The organism is Microcystis sp. M169S2 (assembly GCF_020245865.1).
GTDB classification, from domain to species: domain Bacteria; phylum Cyanobacteriota; class Cyanobacteriia; order Cyanobacteriales; family Microcystaceae; genus Microcystis; species Microcystis ichthyoblabe_A.
The window spans coordinates 78,754-95,301 of the sequence record NZ_JADBUB010000033.1 but is presented as its reverse complement, the minus strand read 5'-3'; the positions used below and the strand labels follow the sequence as shown (position 1 = coordinate 95,301).

The window sequence follows — 16,548 nt, the reverse complement described above, 5'->3', positions numbered from 1 at the left end:
TGAGGTAGTCAGTTACCTAATTTTCAGGGAAAAAGTACCTGAATTTTACCCCCGATCCCTCCAATGGTCGGCACTTTTTGAGGTCAAAAAAGTCTAAAAGCCTTATCCAACAAGGTTTTTAGATTTATTCAGCAAGCCCTACTTATGTTAAATCCCATCTTAGAGCCTCGTGGTGGCGAACATCAAACCATAAGAGCCTTTTTTGAGCCAAAAAACATCGCTGTGGTGGGATTTAATCGCCAAAATCCCCAACTTGATCGCACTCTTTTAAATAATCTCCATCATAATCCCGGTCAGCACCGCCTTTATCTAGTTAATCCTCACCCCGAAAACTGGCTCGATCTTCCCACCTATAGCAGTTTAGAGGATATCCAGACGGCGATCGATCTGGTAATTATCACCGCCCCTGCTCCCGAAATTCCCGCTATTATTGCCCAATCTGTCGAAAAAAAGGTTAAATGCGCCCTGATTCTCTCCACGGGTTTTCGGGAAACTGGACAGATGGGGGAAAATTTACTTAGGGAAATTAAAGCGATCGCTGGTCAAAAATTACGCATCATCGGTCCCCATAGCTCAGGAATCTGCAATATAAGCCAAAATCTTAACGCCACCTTTTCCCCCATCCTGCCGAAAACCGGTTCAATTGCCCTGATTAGTCAAAGTGGGGCGATCGCTGCTGCCGTGCTTGATTGGAGTTTAAGCGAAAATGTCGGTTTTAGTCACTTTATCTCCCTCGGAGTCCTTTTAGATGTGGATTGGGGCGAATTACTTTATTATTTAGGAGACGATCCCCAAACCAAAAGCATCGTTATCTACCTGGAATCCCTCAATAATGCCCGCTCTTTTCTGTCCTCAGCCAGAGAAGTTGCCCTAAATAAACCAATTATCGCCATTAGTCGCCACAGTACAGACTTTGACCCCACTTCTCTTTCCCATGCTGGCAAATTGACCAGCGATCAGCTAACTCTCTCCGCTGCCTTTGCTCGTTGTGGCATCGTTGAAGTACAAAGACTGGCCGATCTCTTGAATATCACGCAAGTTTTAGCGAAAATTCCCCGATTTCCCCGGGGAAAACGCTTGACAATCATCAGCAATGGTGTTGCTCCCGCTCTTTTAGCGGCCTCGGCTTTACTGGCGGAAGATGGACAACTGGCAACCCTTACCCCGGCAACGATCGGAAAACTAGCGCCTCTTGTTCCCACGGATATCGTCCCCCAAAATCCCATCGATCTGCGTCGCGGCAGCGATCCCGATAGCTACGCTCGCGCCCTAGAGATCGCTTTAGCGGATGCACATACCGATGCGGTGTTGATGATTCTCTCGCCTCGCTTTAACACTGATCTGCGAGAAATTGCCCTTAGAATCGCCTCAATCGCTCAAAATAGCAAAAAACCCATTTTAGCAAGTTTGATGGGAGGGGAGGGCATTGCAGAGGGAGTAGCGTTATTAAATCAGCAGGGTATCCCCACCTATCGCTATCCCGATTCGGCGGCCCGGGTGTTTAATTTGCTCTGGAAATATGAAGAGAATCTGCGCGGTCTTTATCAAACGCCAATTTTAACCAATTCCAGGGAAAATGGCTCGGATCGAGTTTTAGTGAGCCAGATTATCGAGCAAGCAGGGGATAGAACAATTCTCAGTGAGCCAGAGTCTTTAGAGCTACTGAAAGCTTATGGAATCCCTGTTATTGTCACTAAAGTCGCCGAAAGTGCCGCAGAAGCAGTTAATCTCGCTGAATCTCTCGGTTATCCCGTGGTGATGAAACTGTATTCGAGGACGATTATCCATAAAAGTGCGGTGGGTGGGGTACAATTGCCGCTTTTTTCATCTATGGCAGTGGTGCAAGCATATCAGGCGATCGAAGCTAATATTAGCGCACAAGTGGGTCGGGAGCATTTTCTCGGGGTGATTATTCAACCGATGTTAGAAATCGATCGAGGATATGAGTTAATTATCGGCTCTAATTACGATGATCAGTGCGGACCGGTGATAATTTTTGGTACTGGTGGCCGTTTAGTCGATATTTTTCAAGATTACGCCACCGCTCTACCTCCTTTAAATACTAATCTCGCTCGCCGACTTTTAGAAAAAACCAAGATTTATCGGGCTTTTAACGGGACAAATGGGCTTAAATCGCTTAATTTAGCGAATTTGGAGCAAATAATCGTTAGATTTAGTCACTTGGTTAGTGAACAACCTCGCATTAAAACTATCGATATTAATCCCTTTTTTGCCGATTCAGAGCAATTAATCGCCCTTTCCGCCTCTATCCTTCTTCATCCTCCAACTACTCCCCCAGAAAAGTTATCTCATCCGGCGATTCGTCCCTATCCCGAACATTATATAGGGCCTTGGAGGACGAAAAGAGGCTTAAAGGTGCTAATTCGTCCGATTTGGGCAGCGGATGAGCCTTTAGTGCGACAATTTCACCATTATCTCTCGGAAGAAACCATTTATTATCGTTATTTTCACCTTGTCAATCTCGATCGCCAAACCGCTTATGATCGTCTTACGCGCATTTGTTTTATCGACTACGATCGAGTAATGAGCTTAGTGGTAGAGATTAATAACGATCAGACGGAAGAACCAGAAATTATCGCTATAGGACGCTTAAATAAACTGCATGGCGTTAATGTGGCGGAATTTGACCTATTAGTTAGGGATGACTATCAAGGTCAAGGTATTGGTACAGAATTACTACAGCGTTTGGTCACTATTGGCAAAAAGGAAGGATTAGAGGGAATCGAAGGGGAAATTTTAAGGGATAATCGCGCTATGCAGATGATAGCCGCTAAAGTGGGGTTTTCTCTCTATAAAACTGCCGATTTTGTCAAAGCGGAACTTGAATTATGAAGTCTTTTTGACAGGTTGATCACTAATTTTATGGCTGAATTGTTTGGGCTAATCCTTGCTCTAAAGTAAAGGTAGGTTGCCAATCCAGGGTTTTTTGAATATGGCTAGAGTCAACAGTAAGAGAACCAAGCAAGCGATCGATACTATAGGTGTTAAAAGGGAGGTTTTTCCCTGTTATGGATTCTATGGTATCACCCAGATAACCTAAGAATCTAAGTAAGGTAGTGGGGACGGGCAGCAATCGACAGGGTTGTTGAATTTGTTGAGCAATGAGTCGAATTAATTGGGGAGTAGAAACAGCTTGGTTATCGCTAATTAAAAAAATTTGATTAGCGGCATTAGGATGATCTAAACAGGTAATAATGGCAGCAACTAAGTTACCCACAAAGACAAAACTACGACGATTTTTGATCGCACCAAAAGGTAAAGGTAGTCCCCGTTTAATTAGTTTCATCAAGCGCTCCATATTACCCGGATTACCAGGGCCGTAAACTAGAGTAGGACGAAGGATCGTCCAAGTCATGTTAGTATCTTTGGCAAGGTTAATTAAAGCTTGTTCTGCTTGCAATTTACTACGACCATAGGGACTATCAGGGTGACAGGGAGAGTTTTCTGTGAGTATCCTATCGCTTTGAGTTGTCATCGCACCGATAGAACTGATAAAAATAAAGTGTTTAACTCCTGCTTGAATTGATTGTTGAACTAAGTTAGCTGTACCCTGAGTATTAACCTTAATAAATTCCGCTTCTGGATTGGGAATAGTTTCGTTGATAATATGAGCGCGGGCCGCTAGATGGATTACTATATCAATTCCCTCAAGAGCCTCTTGCCAATTAGTTTTTTCATCGATATTGCCAACTTTGATAGTTTTAATTGGGATAGATAAGGACTGAGACAAATTATTTCGTACTGCCGCAGTAATCTGGAATTTCTGCTGAGATAAAATTGGCAAAAGATAGCTGCCGATAAAACCTGTTGCACCCGTGACTAAAATGTTTTTCATAAAATTATTTTACAATTATAATGTTAACCTAATTTACCAAAATTTCCAGCCATACTTACTAAAATAATAAAATGCTGATTGAATAGTCACCCAAGTCAATTTAAGAGATTTTTGCGAACCTCTAGCCCAGTAGTGATAAATATAGGTATTAGGATAAAATACAGACCTATATTCTTCTGCCATTCTCAAGGTTATATCCGCATCTTCTAGATACATAAAAATGTTTTCATCAAAGTATCCAATTTCTTCTAAATATTGACGACGAAACAGCATAAAACACCCAGACAAATAGGAAACGTCCATAATTTTATCATAACCAGTTTCCCTCATTTCATACCAGTCCATATATTTTTTAAACATCCCCCGACTAGCCAATTCTTTGGGTATAAATCTTCTCATAAACAGTGCCAAAAAAGTTGGGTTCTGTTTACACAGATATTGTATTTCACCGTAGGGATAAAGTATTTTAGGCTGAATTAATCCAATATCTAAATTATGTTCTAAGTAATCTATTAGTTCTAAAATTGTTTTCTTGTCAAAATATATATCGGGATTCATTACAAGATGGTAATCATACTTTTTAGCCCTAACAATAGCTAGGTTTTGAGCTTTGCTAAAACCAACGTTATTACCATTATTGAAGTAATAATCTATATCGTATTCCTGAAAATTATCGAATATTTTTTTGAATTCATCGGTGGGAGAATTATCTACTACTGATAAATTAATTTCTATGGGTGTGCCGAACAGAGATTTAATTGCTTGAATAACTATCTCTGGGTCATTTTTGTAAAGGACAAGGGAGGCACTAAGTTTCATAATTCTGAAGTAATAAAGTTAAACATTATGGATGATATATTTACTTCTTGTACCTGTGCCAAGGTTTAACAATCTCTTGAGGAAAAACCTTGGGAATCTTATTACAGATAGCTATGTCAGCTTGTAGCCACAAGTCTTGAAGTTTTTGTTCGGGTCTTCCTCGAAGAAAGGAACAGGGAACAGGGAAGAAAATCGGCGTACCTCATAATTCTGAATACCGCTATAGATAAGAACCTAAACAAAATTATACCATTACTATTAATTAAACAAAAAAAGCTCTAACTTTTGTCTAAAAAACAAGTGTAATTTCGGAAACAAAATTGACAAAACCGCCTTGAGAGAAGTATATTGAACATAAAAAATCATTGTTGATAAATCAATTTTTTGTTTTTTCCACAATCTCCAATAGTTATTTATTCCACTATATCTCATATGGAGTTTATTTCTACTCAAGCTGCCTGATGTTTCAAAAACAAGAGTGGCCTTGATATCAAGGTAATAAAGCTGACATCCATCTAGACACATTTCCATCCATAAAAAATGATCTTCAGCGTATTTTTTTGAGGTATCAAATCGATAGTCAATTTTACGTTTTAACATGATAGATGGAGTGACAAATGGATTAGTTAACAAAATTTGATTTGGGGTTACTAAACGAACTGTAAAAGCCGATATAATTTCACCATAATTTAGACGAGGAGAATTAGCTTGAACTAACTCATAGGCATGACCACATCCTAAGGCTTGAGGATTGACTAGCATCCAAGAATACTGAATCTCAATTTTTTCTGGATGCCAAGCATCATCAGCATCTAAAAAAGCAATAAAATCCTGAGATGCTAAATTCCAACCAGTATTACGTGCAATAGAAGGACCGGAGTTAGACTCTAAAGCAACAACCTTAATCCACTCTTTACCATACTGCTGCTGTAGTTCTTTCAACTTCTCCAATGTACCATCACCGCTGCCATCTTCAACCAGAATAACCTCGGCAGGACGGAGGGTTTGTCTGGCTACAGAATCCACTGCTCTCTCAATTGTATTTGAGCAACGATAGCAGGGAATAATTACACTAACCGATGCTTCCATGTCTCTTAGCCTCAATTAAATACCATAGTCCTAAATATTCTAAAGCTTTATGACCTGTAATTGTTAGGCAAGAGCGTAGGAAAATAATGATAGCAAGTAACTTGGGCAGGTAACGCATACGAACCATTAATTCTTCTTTTGCAGTCATATAATAGTTATTTGAAATTCCAGGATTCATCATAATAGCAATCGTTTTATTGATATAAATGAATTCTACAGACTGAGCAAAACAACGACAGAAAAACTCGTAATCACTAGCTATTTTAAATGAAGTTTCAAAAGCTCCGTATTTCTTATATGTTTCAAGAGAAACAAAAGTAGATGGATGAGGTAAAGTTTTATAGGGCAATGGTCCTAGATTACCCGACCGAATATACCAATTATAATTATCTCTAAACAAACATTGGCAATCCCCTGTAAAGAGTGCCGCAGATGTTTTTTTAAGGTATGCTTCGACTACCTCAACAATAGCTTCTAAAGTATAATTATCACCAGCATGAATTATGCCTACAAGTCTTCCCATACATAAAGTTATTCCTTTATTAATTGCATGGTATAAACCACCATCAGGTTCACTTACCCAATAATCAATTTGGTTTTCATACTTACGAATAATATCAACTGTCCCATCCGTAGAACCACCATCTATAACAATATACTCAACATTATCGTATGTCTGATTAATCACACTCTGAATCGTCTGCTCTAGGTGCTTCTCGCCGTTGAAAACTACAGTAATGATAGTAACCAAAGGAAGCGGTGAATTGTCAGACAAACCACTAGCTTCATCGTAAGACTGTTTGAAGTATCCCTGGCTTCTCAACCCCCCTTCTCCCTTGCGTTCTAGATTTGGTGGGGATAATATTGGATATTGTAGGGGATCAGAAGTGAGCTTGCGAGTCGTGGAAAATTTATGATTAAGATTAATTATTTTCATGGTTTTTTTAAGGCGAGTAATCTTCAAGCAATCATCCAGAAAGAACCTGGTAATCGAGCTTCATGATAAGCATTGATATTATCAAGAAACACAGAATTCTTATAATAAGATAGCATAGATAAGGATGCCAAAACTTCAAACTTTTTGTTAAATTGTAGAAAGGTCTCTAAAAAGTATTGCTCGTTCCAGTATCGTGATTCTTTGAGATTCCATTCGCTGGGATAATCATAGGGAAAAAATATATCGTGAATATGAACTAAGACTCCTGTTTTTAAACGGGGATAAACTTGAAGAAATTCAAACTCCACATCACTACCAGACTTAAACACATGACTAGAATCAACGAACAGAATATCATTGGTTTGCAGGGATTCAAAAACAGACAAATCTACGGCTTCTACTTTCTGGGTAAGCAAACTAAATTCTAGAAAATCTTTACTAACATTAGCAAAGTCTTTTAAAAAATCTTGAGGATAAGGCTCGATCGAGATCAGTTGTGATTTTTGGGAATTTTCTATAAAATTCATTTTTAAAGCTGCGGCGATAATTTTAGTGCTACCACCCGACCCAATTTCAATTACCTGAGAGGGTTTCCTTTCTCTGACCATAGCATAGAGTACTTCTGCATCGCCACTAATGAGAGCAGAACTATCTTCGGAATAACCAAATGCTGAAAAAATTTCTTTATTGTTAAATTCCAAACCATATTTTTCTAGTAAATACCTAACCAGTTCAGTTTGCTTATCTAGATGCCATTCAATTGAGCTAAGAGGCCTTTCTTTGCCCGCGTAGGTCATAATTTCCTGACGGTTGGGTATCGGCTGATAAAAATGGTCAGTAATTAGGGTGTAGCCAATATTTCTTAAGAGGGGATTGAATATTTTTCTGGCTAGGGCAAATTTAATATTTTTTCTACCCTGCTCGGTTTGCATACGGTTAAGTAATTTTTTCAACATTGTCAACCTTTACACTACTAATATTTACTGTCATGTTTTGTCGTTAAAGCCAACTAGGAACTGGCATTCTTGATCAAACTATTACTAGCTGGTTGTTTCCTATTAAATCTTGACAAAGTACTGCTGCGGCAGCCTGTCACCCATAATGGGCAATTCAATTAACCAACCAGTTCAAGACCAGATTCAATGGGTATATTGGGTACATCTTACCCGATGATCAACTTCTTGTAAAGAAAATTTTTAATCAGCTAATACCAGAAAGCGAACCAGCGAATTTCTGTTATACTGCTTTCCAATTCTGGGCTTGAGCTGCCTTCAATTTTTAGTACAGCAAAGGACTCTTTTCTCTACAAGACTGTTGTAGTTGCTGAAACTCGGCTTCACCCTTTTTCAGATAGGCATCGACAAGCTCTCGATTGACCAGATAGAAGGCGATCGCGCCATAAACCTGTTCGAGGGAAAGGAGTGGGAAATTTTGGGCAATGCTTTCGGGCGATTCTCCGTTCAAGAAAGAATAGACAACTGAATCAAGAGATATACGAGTTCCTTCGAGCCAATATTCTTCGTCTTGTTGCTCGATGTACTGTTTTGTTAGGATGGGGGCTAATTTCATAGGAGCAATGTTGCTGTTTAGCTAAAAGGATAAGAAATCCCATTACCAAGTAGGAATACCATTGCTAGGACTGGGGCATAGATTTTTGGAGATGTCTCTCTCGTTGTGTACGCATTGTGTACATAGGGTAGCACGGGTAGCAGGGTAGCACTATTTGAGAAAGGATATCAACAAATAACTTTGCTCATGTTTTACCAGATTAAATTTTTAATCTGGTTTAAAGAAAATACCATCCATCTGCAACATCCTCCCAGTTTTTTCAGCAGTAAACCCTGGTTCAATACCGTACAGTTCGTAACCTAATTTTTCTAGGATATTAATCATTTCTTTAAACAGGACTTGACCTTCGTAGAGAGGGACTAAAGATAATTCAAGCTTAATGCCTTTGATTGATGGCAAAATTGCTGTTGCGCCTTCTAGCACTTGCTTTTCTAAACCTTGCACATCTATTTTGAGAAAAATGGATTTAGTTTCGCTTTTGATATAGTCCTTGGCAAGGGTATCTAGCCTGCTCAATTTTACTGTTTCTGAACCACAGTAAGCTGATTCAGGGGCAGATTCTAAGTGAGCATCCAGCATTGGCAAAGCTGAACTACTATAACTATTACCAGCAATATTGATGATAATTTCACCTTCTTGGTTGCCGATGGCAGCTTGGGGAGCAATTTCCCACAGAGGGTCTTTTTCACTGACAGCTTTTAATTGAGAGTAAGCACTTGACAGCGGTTCAAAGGAAACTATCCTTCCCGAATAGCCTAACTCTCGCAGTAATTTGGCATATTGCCCAATATTAGCGCCAACATCGAATACTAAGTCAATATTGTGATAGGCTAACAACCGCTGCATTTTCGCCGCTTCAGATGTTTGGATATTGTATCTTTTTAGATCAATTCCTAAACTTCTGGAGAGTTTCTTGACTATTTTTTTGAGCATGGCTAAAATCTCCTTACCTAGAACATTCTAAAGTTTTATGGTTTTTAATCAACTCAAGAGTCTCATACAGTTGATTAAAAACTGCAATTTTTGTTGAATATTTGTCGATTTGCTTTACTGTAGATTTCCCCCTGCCAGTTAATAGCAAAACAGGTTGACAACCTGCTTTTATGGCACATTCTAAATCACTTGGTGCATCACCAATAAAAAAAGATTGGGCAATATCAATATCATATTTTCTCGATGCTTCTAGTAACAAGTAAGGTGAAGGCTTCCGACATTGGCAGTTTTCTGAAGGATGGTGAGGACAAAGTAAAAGATCGTGGAAAAATACACCAAATTTTTGATATTCATGAAAAACTCGCCTATGGACAGCTTCTACGTCTTCAAGACTAAAATAGCCCCGCCCGACACCAGATTGGTTGGTATATAAAATCAGTAAGTAACCTGCATCTTGCCATTGCTTCAAGGTTGAACCGGCACTTTGGGGAATCTTTACTTGTTCTGGCTGACTTAGATAGGGAATGTAATCAATGATAACTCCATCTCGATCCAAAAATAAGGCTTTATTCATGGTTTTAATGCCAGTTGGGGATAATTTTTGGGAATTTATTGATGATTTGTGTAGTCGATCTATCTTTCACTAAAGGTATCAGTGCTACTTGCCCTTGATATGAGCGTACAAAATCAGCACCAACCACTTCTTCTTCCTGATAGTCAGCACCTTTAACTAAAATATCAGGCTTAATAGCTTCAATTAACTTTATCGGAGTATCTTGATCGAATAAAACGACAGCACTAACTGAGCTAAGTGCTACCAGAACTCTGGCTCGATCGGCTTCGGAAACCAGGGGACGTTCTGCTCCTTTTAATCTTTTCACAGATTGATCCGTATTCAGTCCAACAATTAATACATCCCCCATAGCTCTAGCTTTTTCTAGATATACTACATGACCTATATGTAGTATATCAAAGCAGCCGTTGGTGAAAATAATTTTCTTTCCTTGAACTCGCCAAGCAGCTATTTGGCGCATTAAATCTGACAGTTGCAGAATTTTACCGTTTGAGGCACTAATTCCTTCCTGCTCAATAACTTGCAGCAATTCTTCAGCGTGTACAGGAGCAGTTCCCACTTTCTGAACGGCAATGCCAGCACCTAGATTAGCTAATTCTACTGCTTCAGTCCAAGATAAGCCAGCAGATAAACCGGCTCCTAATATAGCTATTACACTGTCCCCTGCACCAGATACATCGAATACTTCTCGTGCTTGAGTGGGAAAGTGATAGCTTTTACCATTCCAAAATAAAGTCATGCCGCGCTCACTACGAGTAATTAGTACAGCTTCCAGCGCATACTTTTGTTGAAATTCTTGGGCGGCAAATTCAAAATCTTCATCGCTGATTAAAGAGTGCTTGATTGCCAACTCAGATTCAGGACGATTTGGTGTGATGGCAGCCGCACCTGTATAAGCTGTATAGTCAGTACGCTTGGGATCAACTAATACTCTAACCCCTTTTTGTCTAGCTGTTGGCAAGAAAACCTTCAAGAAGTGGTTAGTTAAAACTCCCTTGCCATAATCTGATAGGATGACAAGATTTACATCATCAAGTTTGTTGATGCTACGTTCTAGTAAATTCTGCTCCATATCTGAGTCAATTGCTCCTGTATTCTCATCATCTAGGCGGAGCATTTGCTGGGAGTGACTAATGATTCTTGTTTTAACTGTAGTTGGACGGTTTGGATCGGTGACTATTCCATCTGTAATTATATTTAGATTTAGCATTTCACGAGTTAGAATTTCTGCTTCAATATCAGCGCCAACTATACCAAGTAGATGAACTTGACAGCCAAGAGCAGCTAAGTTACAAGCGACGTTACCCGCTCCTCCAAGTGATACTGTTTTTTTATTAACCCTAACCACTGGAACGGGTGCTTCGGGAGATATACGAGAAACGCTACCCCAGATATATCGATCTAGCATTAAATCACCAATTACGGCAATTTTGATATTGATAAATTTTTCTCTGATTAACTGCTGGGTTGTAGATTGATTAAGAAATATAAGCATTTTTTACTATTGTTAAATGAGCGATATGTGATTGAATAAGCTTAGATTTACAACTATACTTCAATCCATTTTTTATCTTTCACCCCAGGCAAACGATGTTTCATGCCAAACTGAGCCCGCGGATGTCCAAAGCAGGTAGCAGGTTCTATTTCAGGTAACCAACTACAGGCAATATCTTCTCGGATGAAGAAGGCATTTGTAGCGATAGCATTCGTTCCCGCCAGGCGATAGCCTTTTTCTTTACCTAACTTAACAAAGGCTAGTAGAGAAGCACCGACATAATCAGAACCATATTGGGTAAACTCTGCCTTGAAATCATCTGCATAGGGAACAGTGACAGAAACATCAGGTCCCCAGAGATGATTAAATTCAAGAACTACCACTCTCGGAGAAATGCAAGAAATTTCTTTCCATAGCCAATAATCAATCCCATCAATATCTAAAGAGAGAAGGTCTATTTCTCCATTGAAACCATTTTCAGCAATAGTTTGATTAACATTTTTGGCTGTAATCCATTGACAAGTAATTGAAGGCGGCCAATACTTTGTATCTGGGTGTTTGGAGTATAATCTTTTAGCATTTTCTACATTTTCTTGCCGACCATCACATAGTAAACCAATCCATCTATGGTTAATAATTAGATTTGCTGTATTGCATTCAATTCCATCACCCGCACAAATTTCAACGCACTTCTTATTTGTCGTTCCAATAAGTGAAAATATATAAAGGAGAATACCATCTTCCTCATTCTGAGAATGTACTCTAAACCCAACCTCGCTAAATGCTAACGGAGCAGCACCATTCTGATACAATTGTCTATAATGTAAGCTTAATCCTAGCTGTTCTATAGACTTTGAATTTGTTGAATTTATTAAGTGTTCTGAACACCATAATGATTTAGCAATGTTGTAACCTAGACCTTTAATAAAAAATTTTTTTATCATCTCTTTTTTCTCCTTTTTCATCCTATTTTATAGCATAGGTTACGAAATTAGTGCCAGCTCTTTTGCTTTTAATTGAACGGAATCCTATTTTTTCTAACTCTTGTTTCATAGACTGCATTGAATAACCATACTTATGACAAAAGAATTGTGGAAATTTCTTTCTTGATTCGTTCATTGCGATGTCATTTCCTTGTGGTAAATCTTGACCTCCATAAAGCATAACTATTTTTTTTTCAATGGGTGACCTCCAAAACCTCCAACTTTTTATTATGTACTCAATGTCAGGTACTCGTATTTCAACTATTCCATCAGTTTTTAGAAGAGTAAAAAATTCTGTCAGCAAGCGAACTGCCTCCCAATGAAAGTGATGTTCAATTATGTCATTTGCAAGAATATATTCAATTGTTCCTGGATTAAAATATGTCAACAAACTTTCGGCACTGATATCTATGACTTGATCGATTTTAGGTAGATTTTTGCTCCCGTCAATATTTACAAAGCCTTCTCTGTAGTCTGTTCCACAACCAATGTTAAGTTTCATTAAACTATTCTCCTTTCATTGAATTATCAAGTACATTCATCAATTCATCAATCTCTCTTGTTACTGTTGAAACAGAAATATCTTTAACACACAATGGGGTATCAAATTTACATTTCCAATCACAGTAAAAACAATCTAGTTCTTCTGTAGCAGCTCTAAATAGCTTGGGATCGCCATAAGGAAAGAACCGCTTATAATGTCCTCCTCCAATTACACAGACTGTAGGTGTATTAACTGCAACAGCCAGATGAGCCGGGCTGCTATCCATAGTAACACAAAGTTTAGCACTAGAGATCAAAGCACTCAGTTGAGCTAAATCGGTAGAACCACAGAGACAAGCCACTTTTGCTCCTTTGAGGTTTTTCTGTATTTCTACTGAAATGATTTTATCGGCTTGAGTTCCACAGATAAGAGCAGGTATCCTATATTTATTCCATATATAATCGATTACAGATGCAATTTTTCGAGCAGGCCATATTCTGTACTTGGCCGATGCTCCTGGACAAAATATAGTGAAAGGAGGTTCAATTCCGTGAGAAGTAGCTAATTTCATAGATTCATCAACTATGGTTTCTGAAATTTTCCATCTAGGTATGCCATCAACTGACTTATCTATACCTAACTCCTTGACAAAACTAACGTTTCTTTCTACTTCCGAAGGCCAGCCAGATTTTACCGAGATTAACCTTGTATAATTGCTATTATTTTTTTGTTTTCTTTGCTCAGTTATATCCAGACAATTTCCATCTATTCCGATCTTTTCATTGGCATTAGTAATGAAAACCAACTGATCTCCATCAGATGTTCGCGAATATACTGGATACAATACTGTATCATAAAAGAAGTTCTGTAGAAATTTTTGAAACTTAAAGCGATAGATTAGGTTTCTACGAAATATCAGTCTATTTATAGAAATGAATGAATCAAAAACTGGCTCAAAGCTAATAACGCCTAGACGTATAAATTCAGCAAGACTTTTGTATTCTTGAGAGCCTAAAAGTGTTATTTCCCATTCTTGATTGGGATAAAGTTCACGTATTGACGGTAAAATTCCTGTAAATATGATGAAATCACCAATAGCATCTGGCCTAATTATTAAAAGCTGTTTTTTTTGAGCAACTCTAGCAATTTTTGAACCTGAGATTGAATAGGTTAGTGATACTAATAAATCAATTAAGTCTCGAGCAAAATTAGCGAGCTTAGAATGTAGAGGTAAATCAGAATAATTGAGTGTCATATAAAAGCCTAATTAGTCAGGTCAGTTTTTGAACTATAATAATTGATTCAAAGCCATACAGACTCCAAATATAGCTATTGACTTTGATTGGCTTTTGAAAAAATTTACTTTTTATATACTCCTTTATAATTGAAAAAAATCCAACAAAGGCATAAGCTAAGGGTTGATACCTATCTTTTAGGTATATAGGTTTACAACCATTTTTAACTAGAATATTTAATATTTCTCTGAGTGAAGGTATCCATTTATGAGTATTATCATCATAAAAATTTAAAGTTCCTTCTGCACTGGGAAAATAGATTGTATCTTCGGCGGGAAATGCCAGATAAAATATTCCACCAGCTTTAATTTTACTAGCTAAAGCAACTAAAATTTCTCGAGGATTTTCAAGGTGTTCAATCACATGACTCATGATAATAAAATCATAATAATTATCTTTTAACGCATCTTGTACTTGGGATAGAAAATCTTTGGGATGACAATTTAATATCAATAATTCATCGGCTATTTTCCTGTCATTATCATCAAGATTGTACTCTGCTATATCTAATCCTGTATAAATTATATTGGGATATAATGACTTGTACCTTGTCGGAGAATGATTACCACATCCGAGATCAAGTAAGTTGATATCTGGTTTTTTTGTATAACTATTTTGCAAATATTTATGAAGTGGGTGAGTTCCAAATATAAAACTTTTGAGCATTTTTATCGCTCGATGCTGCTTAATTTTCTGCTTATAAATTTTTACCACGTTGCTAATATTCATAGTACTAGATTTATTATATTAATCCCTAAGGTGTAAAGGTAGAATCAACTACTTGACATAATATATGTCCGATTAGAATATGTGCCTCTTGAATTCGGGCTGTATTATTAGAAGGAACTATCAAAGATAAGTTTACAACATTTTTTATTTCTCCGCAACCTTTACCTAGTAGAGCCTCTGTTTGACAACCGAGAGATGCAGCCGCCGTCAACGCTTGTAGTACATTTTTGCTACTGCCAGATGTAGAGATACCAATAACTAGATCCTCAGCATTAACTAATGCCTCAACTTGGCAACTAAATATATTGTCATAACCATAATCATTTCCAATCGAAGTTAAAATTGAGGTATCTGTTGTTAAGCCAATCGCTGGAAGTCCACGACGTTCTGTGGTGAATCGTCCTACTATTTCCGCTGCTATATGTTGTGCATCAGCAGCACTACCCCCATTCCCCATTAACAAAATTTTGTTTCCTGTTTTTAGAGTTTTGACTACAAGAGTGGCTAGTTGTTGAATCTCTGCTAAGTAATTAGCTAGAGAGTTAATAACCAAAGTATGCTCTTCCACACTCTATTGTATCTGTTTTTGTAAGAGGAAGAAGCTGTCTGGATATTCTTGTATGTCTAGATTACTTTCCATAGTATGCTTAAAGCAAGTTTTATAATTTAATTAAAGCTGATTGGTAATCTTGATAAGCTTTTGTTTTAATCTGTGAGAATCGTTCCTCAAAACTATCTGCCCCATTCTTGAGATATTGATACTCAGAAATTAAACGAGTCACATCGACATCATTAACAAAAGCATTACGTAAACCAATTTCTTCGGTCATACGAACTCTAGAATCTGTTCCCACAGTAAAAGATGGACGACCAAAACTTGCCAGAATAAAAGCTCCATGAACTCGATTCATAATACCAAATTTCGCTCGAGCATAAAATTTTATATAGTCAATATGATTGTTAGACAGAAAAATATTTGCATCAGGATCGATTTTACGAGCCTCTATAGCCTCAGCCATGTTATGGCAAACAAAAATACACTGTTCTTGATTCTTGATTTGATTATAGAATTCTAGAAAATTTACCTCCCATTTACGAATATCAATATCTTGATTAAATCCGTAATGAGATGACCCTTTCATGTAGTTTAATGCCACAAAACTAGGCTCTTCAGGCTCAATACCTAAATTGTCTCTAGCAAAAATTGCCGAACAGGGAATAATAGGAGCATTGAGTCCAAGACTATTCAATATTTTTCCTGCCAAACTATCACGAACTGTAGTAATTTGTGTTATTTCGTGTAATTTTTTAACGTAATCTACATCTTTCTGAGAACAAAGAAATTCAGTACCATCACTGTGATATGTTTGGCAAGAACCTGCTGCTAAATTAATAAATGGAACTCGTTCTTGGATAAGTTTATAACGACGGCAAATGAGCGGATCAAACCAATCACTATTAGCGCAATTAGGTCCACCTTTATGAGACCAGTAAACAGGTGCTCCACTTTGCACCAGTAAATCAGCTTCTAGAAGTCTGTCTTTTGTCAATTTTAATGGTAGCAGTCGATCAACAGGTTTGGAAAAGCGTAAATTCCGAAACCACTCAAAACCATATCTAGATGTGATGGGGGAGTGTTTATGTACATTTTGAATAGAGAGGTTCTCTCCCGGAAACCTTTGTTTGAGAAGATAAATTATTCCTTCTCTAATAAAGTCATCTCCTACATTATGATTGATTGTGGTAATTATTGTGACTTTCATAAATCTATTAAATTTGTCTAAA

16 protein-coding genes are annotated in these 16,548 nt (G+C 37.7%); 1 reads left to right on the top strand and 15 read right to left on the bottom strand.

The features are described from left to right. Positions 1 to 144: 144 nt before the first annotated feature. Positions 145 to 2,853, top strand: coding sequence for a bifunctional acetate--CoA ligase family protein/GNAT family N-acetyltransferase (locus IM485_RS03570; protein ID WP_287741340.1), 2,709 nt, complete (start codon positions 145 to 147; stop codon positions 2,851 to 2,853). Between the two features lie 28 nt (positions 2,854 to 2,881). Here IM485_RS03570 and IM485_RS03565 read toward each other — a convergent pair whose 3' ends face one another. From IM485_RS03565 to IM485_RS03495, 15 genes are all read right to left on the bottom strand, one after another. After that, positions 2,882 to 3,856 carry a UDP-glucose 4-epimerase family protein gene (locus IM485_RS03565; RefSeq protein WP_104396440.1) on the bottom strand — a complete coding sequence of 325 codons (975 nt, stop codon included), beginning with the start codon at positions 3,854 to 3,856 and terminating at the stop codon, positions 2,882 to 2,884. A gap of 33 nt (positions 3,857 to 3,889) precedes the next feature. Further along, positions 3,890 to 4,675 (bottom strand): glycosyltransferase, encoded by a 786-nt coding sequence (locus tag IM485_RS03560; RefSeq protein WP_287741335.1) that lies wholly within the window; start codon positions 4,673 to 4,675, stop codon positions 3,890 to 3,892. A gap of 258 nt (positions 4,676 to 4,933) precedes the next feature. Continuing rightward, on the bottom strand, positions 4,934 to 5,764 hold the full coding sequence (locus IM485_RS03555; protein ID WP_287741332.1) for a glycosyltransferase family 2 protein: 831 nt from the start codon (positions 5,762 to 5,764) through the stop codon (positions 4,934 to 4,936). Next, positions 5,748 to 6,701 (bottom strand): glycosyltransferase family 2 protein, encoded by a 954-nt coding sequence (locus IM485_RS03550; RefSeq protein WP_287741329.1) that lies wholly within the window; start codon positions 6,699 to 6,701, stop codon positions 5,748 to 5,750. The genes IM485_RS03555 and IM485_RS03550 overlap by 17 nt, the downstream gene beginning before the upstream one ends. Before the next feature lie 23 nt (positions 6,702 to 6,724). Continuing rightward, the gene (locus IM485_RS03545) at positions 6,725 to 7,657 is read right to left on the bottom strand and encodes a class I SAM-dependent methyltransferase (RefSeq protein WP_311131359.1); all 933 of its coding nucleotides are present in this window, start codon (positions 7,655 to 7,657) and stop codon (positions 6,725 to 6,727) included. 322 nt (positions 7,658 to 7,979) lie between these two features. Next, positions 7,980 to 8,270 (bottom strand): DUF433 domain-containing protein, encoded by a 291-nt coding sequence (locus IM485_RS03540; RefSeq protein ID WP_104396445.1) that lies wholly within the window; start codon positions 8,268 to 8,270, stop codon positions 7,980 to 7,982. Positions 8,271 to 8,477: 207 nt separating this feature from the next. Further along, entirely contained in the window at positions 8,478 to 9,203 is a 726-nt protein-coding gene (locus IM485_RS03535) for an FkbM family methyltransferase (RefSeq protein ID WP_104396446.1), read from the bottom strand. A 13-nt stretch (positions 9,204 to 9,216) separates the two neighbouring features. Continuing rightward, the gene (locus IM485_RS03530) at positions 9,217 to 9,777 is read right to left on the bottom strand and encodes a D-glycero-alpha-D-manno-heptose-1,7-bisphosphate 7-phosphatase (protein WP_103112314.1); all 561 of its coding nucleotides are present in this window, start codon (positions 9,775 to 9,777) and stop codon (positions 9,217 to 9,219) included. Positions 9,778 to 9,781: 4 nt separating this feature from the next. Next, complete coding sequence (gene rfaE1, locus IM485_RS03525) at positions 9,782 to 11,272, bottom strand: D-glycero-beta-D-manno-heptose-7-phosphate kinase (RefSeq protein ID WP_287741322.1); 1,491 nt, start codon at positions 11,270 to 11,272, stop codon at positions 9,782 to 9,784. A gap of 53 nt (positions 11,273 to 11,325) precedes the next feature. After that, a complete protein-coding gene (locus IM485_RS03520) occupies positions 11,326 to 12,237 on the bottom strand; it encodes a hypothetical protein (RefSeq protein WP_287741319.1) in 912 nt (303 codons plus the stop codon). 1 nt (position 12,238) lies between these two features. After that, positions 12,239 to 12,757 carry a class I SAM-dependent methyltransferase gene (locus IM485_RS03515; RefSeq protein WP_104396449.1) on the bottom strand — a complete coding sequence of 173 codons (519 nt, stop codon included), beginning with the start codon at positions 12,755 to 12,757 and terminating at the stop codon, positions 12,239 to 12,241. A 4-nt stretch (positions 12,758 to 12,761) separates the two neighbouring features. Next, the gene (locus tag IM485_RS03510; protein ID WP_287741314.1) at positions 12,762 to 13,994 is read right to left on the bottom strand and encodes a glycosyltransferase family 9 protein; all 1,233 of its coding nucleotides are present in this window, start codon (positions 13,992 to 13,994) and stop codon (positions 12,762 to 12,764) included. Positions 13,995 to 14,010: 16 nt separating this feature from the next. Further along, positions 14,011 to 14,763 carry a class I SAM-dependent methyltransferase gene (locus IM485_RS03505; protein WP_287741312.1) on the bottom strand — a complete coding sequence of 251 codons (753 nt, stop codon included), beginning with the start codon at positions 14,761 to 14,763 and terminating at the stop codon, positions 14,011 to 14,013. Positions 14,764 to 14,788: 25 nt separating this feature from the next. Then, the gene (locus IM485_RS03500) at positions 14,789 to 15,331 is read right to left on the bottom strand and encodes a D-sedoheptulose 7-phosphate isomerase (RefSeq protein ID WP_104396452.1); all 543 of its coding nucleotides are present in this window, start codon (positions 15,329 to 15,331) and stop codon (positions 14,789 to 14,791) included. A 91-nt stretch (positions 15,332 to 15,422) separates the two neighbouring features. After that, positions 15,423 to 16,526, bottom strand: coding sequence for a polysaccharide pyruvyl transferase family protein (locus IM485_RS03495; RefSeq protein ID WP_104396453.1), 1,104 nt, complete (start codon positions 16,524 to 16,526; stop codon positions 15,423 to 15,425). Positions 16,527 to 16,548 lie beyond the last annotated feature (22 nt).

Excerpts from the sequence above, each read along its gene's own strand:
- IM485_RS03570 (WP_287741340.1), top strand. The coding sequence starts at position 145 with ATGTTAAATCCCATCTTAGAGCCTCGTGGTGGCGAACATCAAACCATA.
- IM485_RS03565 (WP_104396440.1), bottom strand. The coding sequence starts at position 3,856 with ATGAAAAACATTTTAGTCACGGGTGCAACAGGTTTTATCGGCAGCTAT.
- IM485_RS03560 (WP_287741335.1), bottom strand. The coding sequence starts at position 4,675 with ATGAAACTTAGTGCCTCCCTTGTCCTTTACAAAAATGACCCAGAGATA.
- IM485_RS03555 (WP_287741332.1), bottom strand. The coding sequence starts at position 5,764 with ATGGAAGCATCGGTTAGTGTAATTATTCCCTGCTATCGTTGCTCAAAT.
- IM485_RS03550 (WP_287741329.1), bottom strand. The coding sequence starts at position 6,701 with ATGAAAATAATTAATCTTAATCATAAATTTTCCACGACTCGCAAGCTC.
- IM485_RS03545 (WP_311131359.1), bottom strand. The coding sequence starts at position 7,657 with ATGTTGAAAAAATTACTTAACCGTATGCAAACCGAGCAGGGTAGAAAA.
- IM485_RS03540 (WP_104396445.1), bottom strand. The coding sequence starts at position 8,270 with ATGAAATTAGCCCCCATCCTAACAAAACAGTACATCGAGCAACAAGAC.
- IM485_RS03535 (WP_104396446.1), bottom strand. The coding sequence starts at position 9,203 with ATGCTCAAAAAAATAGTCAAGAAACTCTCCAGAAGTTTAGGAATTGAT.
- IM485_RS03530 (WP_103112314.1), bottom strand. The coding sequence starts at position 9,777 with ATGAATAAAGCCTTATTTTTGGATCGAGATGGAGTTATCATTGATTAC.
- rfaE1 (WP_287741322.1), bottom strand. The coding sequence starts at position 11,272 with ATGCTTATATTTCTTAATCAATCTACAACCCAGCAGTTAATCAGAGAA.
- IM485_RS03520 (WP_287741319.1), bottom strand. The coding sequence starts at position 12,237 with ATGAAAAAGGAGAAAAAAGAGATGATAAAAAAATTTTTTATTAAAGGT.
- IM485_RS03515 (WP_104396449.1), bottom strand. The coding sequence starts at position 12,757 with ATGAAACTTAACATTGGTTGTGGAACAGACTACAGAGAAGGCTTTGTA.
- IM485_RS03510 (WP_287741314.1), bottom strand. The coding sequence starts at position 13,994 with ATGACACTCAATTATTCTGATTTACCTCTACATTCTAAGCTCGCTAAT.
- IM485_RS03505 (WP_287741312.1), bottom strand. The coding sequence starts at position 14,763 with ATGAATATTAGCAACGTGGTAAAAATTTATAAGCAGAAAATTAAGCAG.
- IM485_RS03495 (WP_104396453.1), bottom strand. The coding sequence starts at position 16,526 with ATGAAAGTCACAATAATTACCACAATCAATCATAATGTAGGAGATGAC.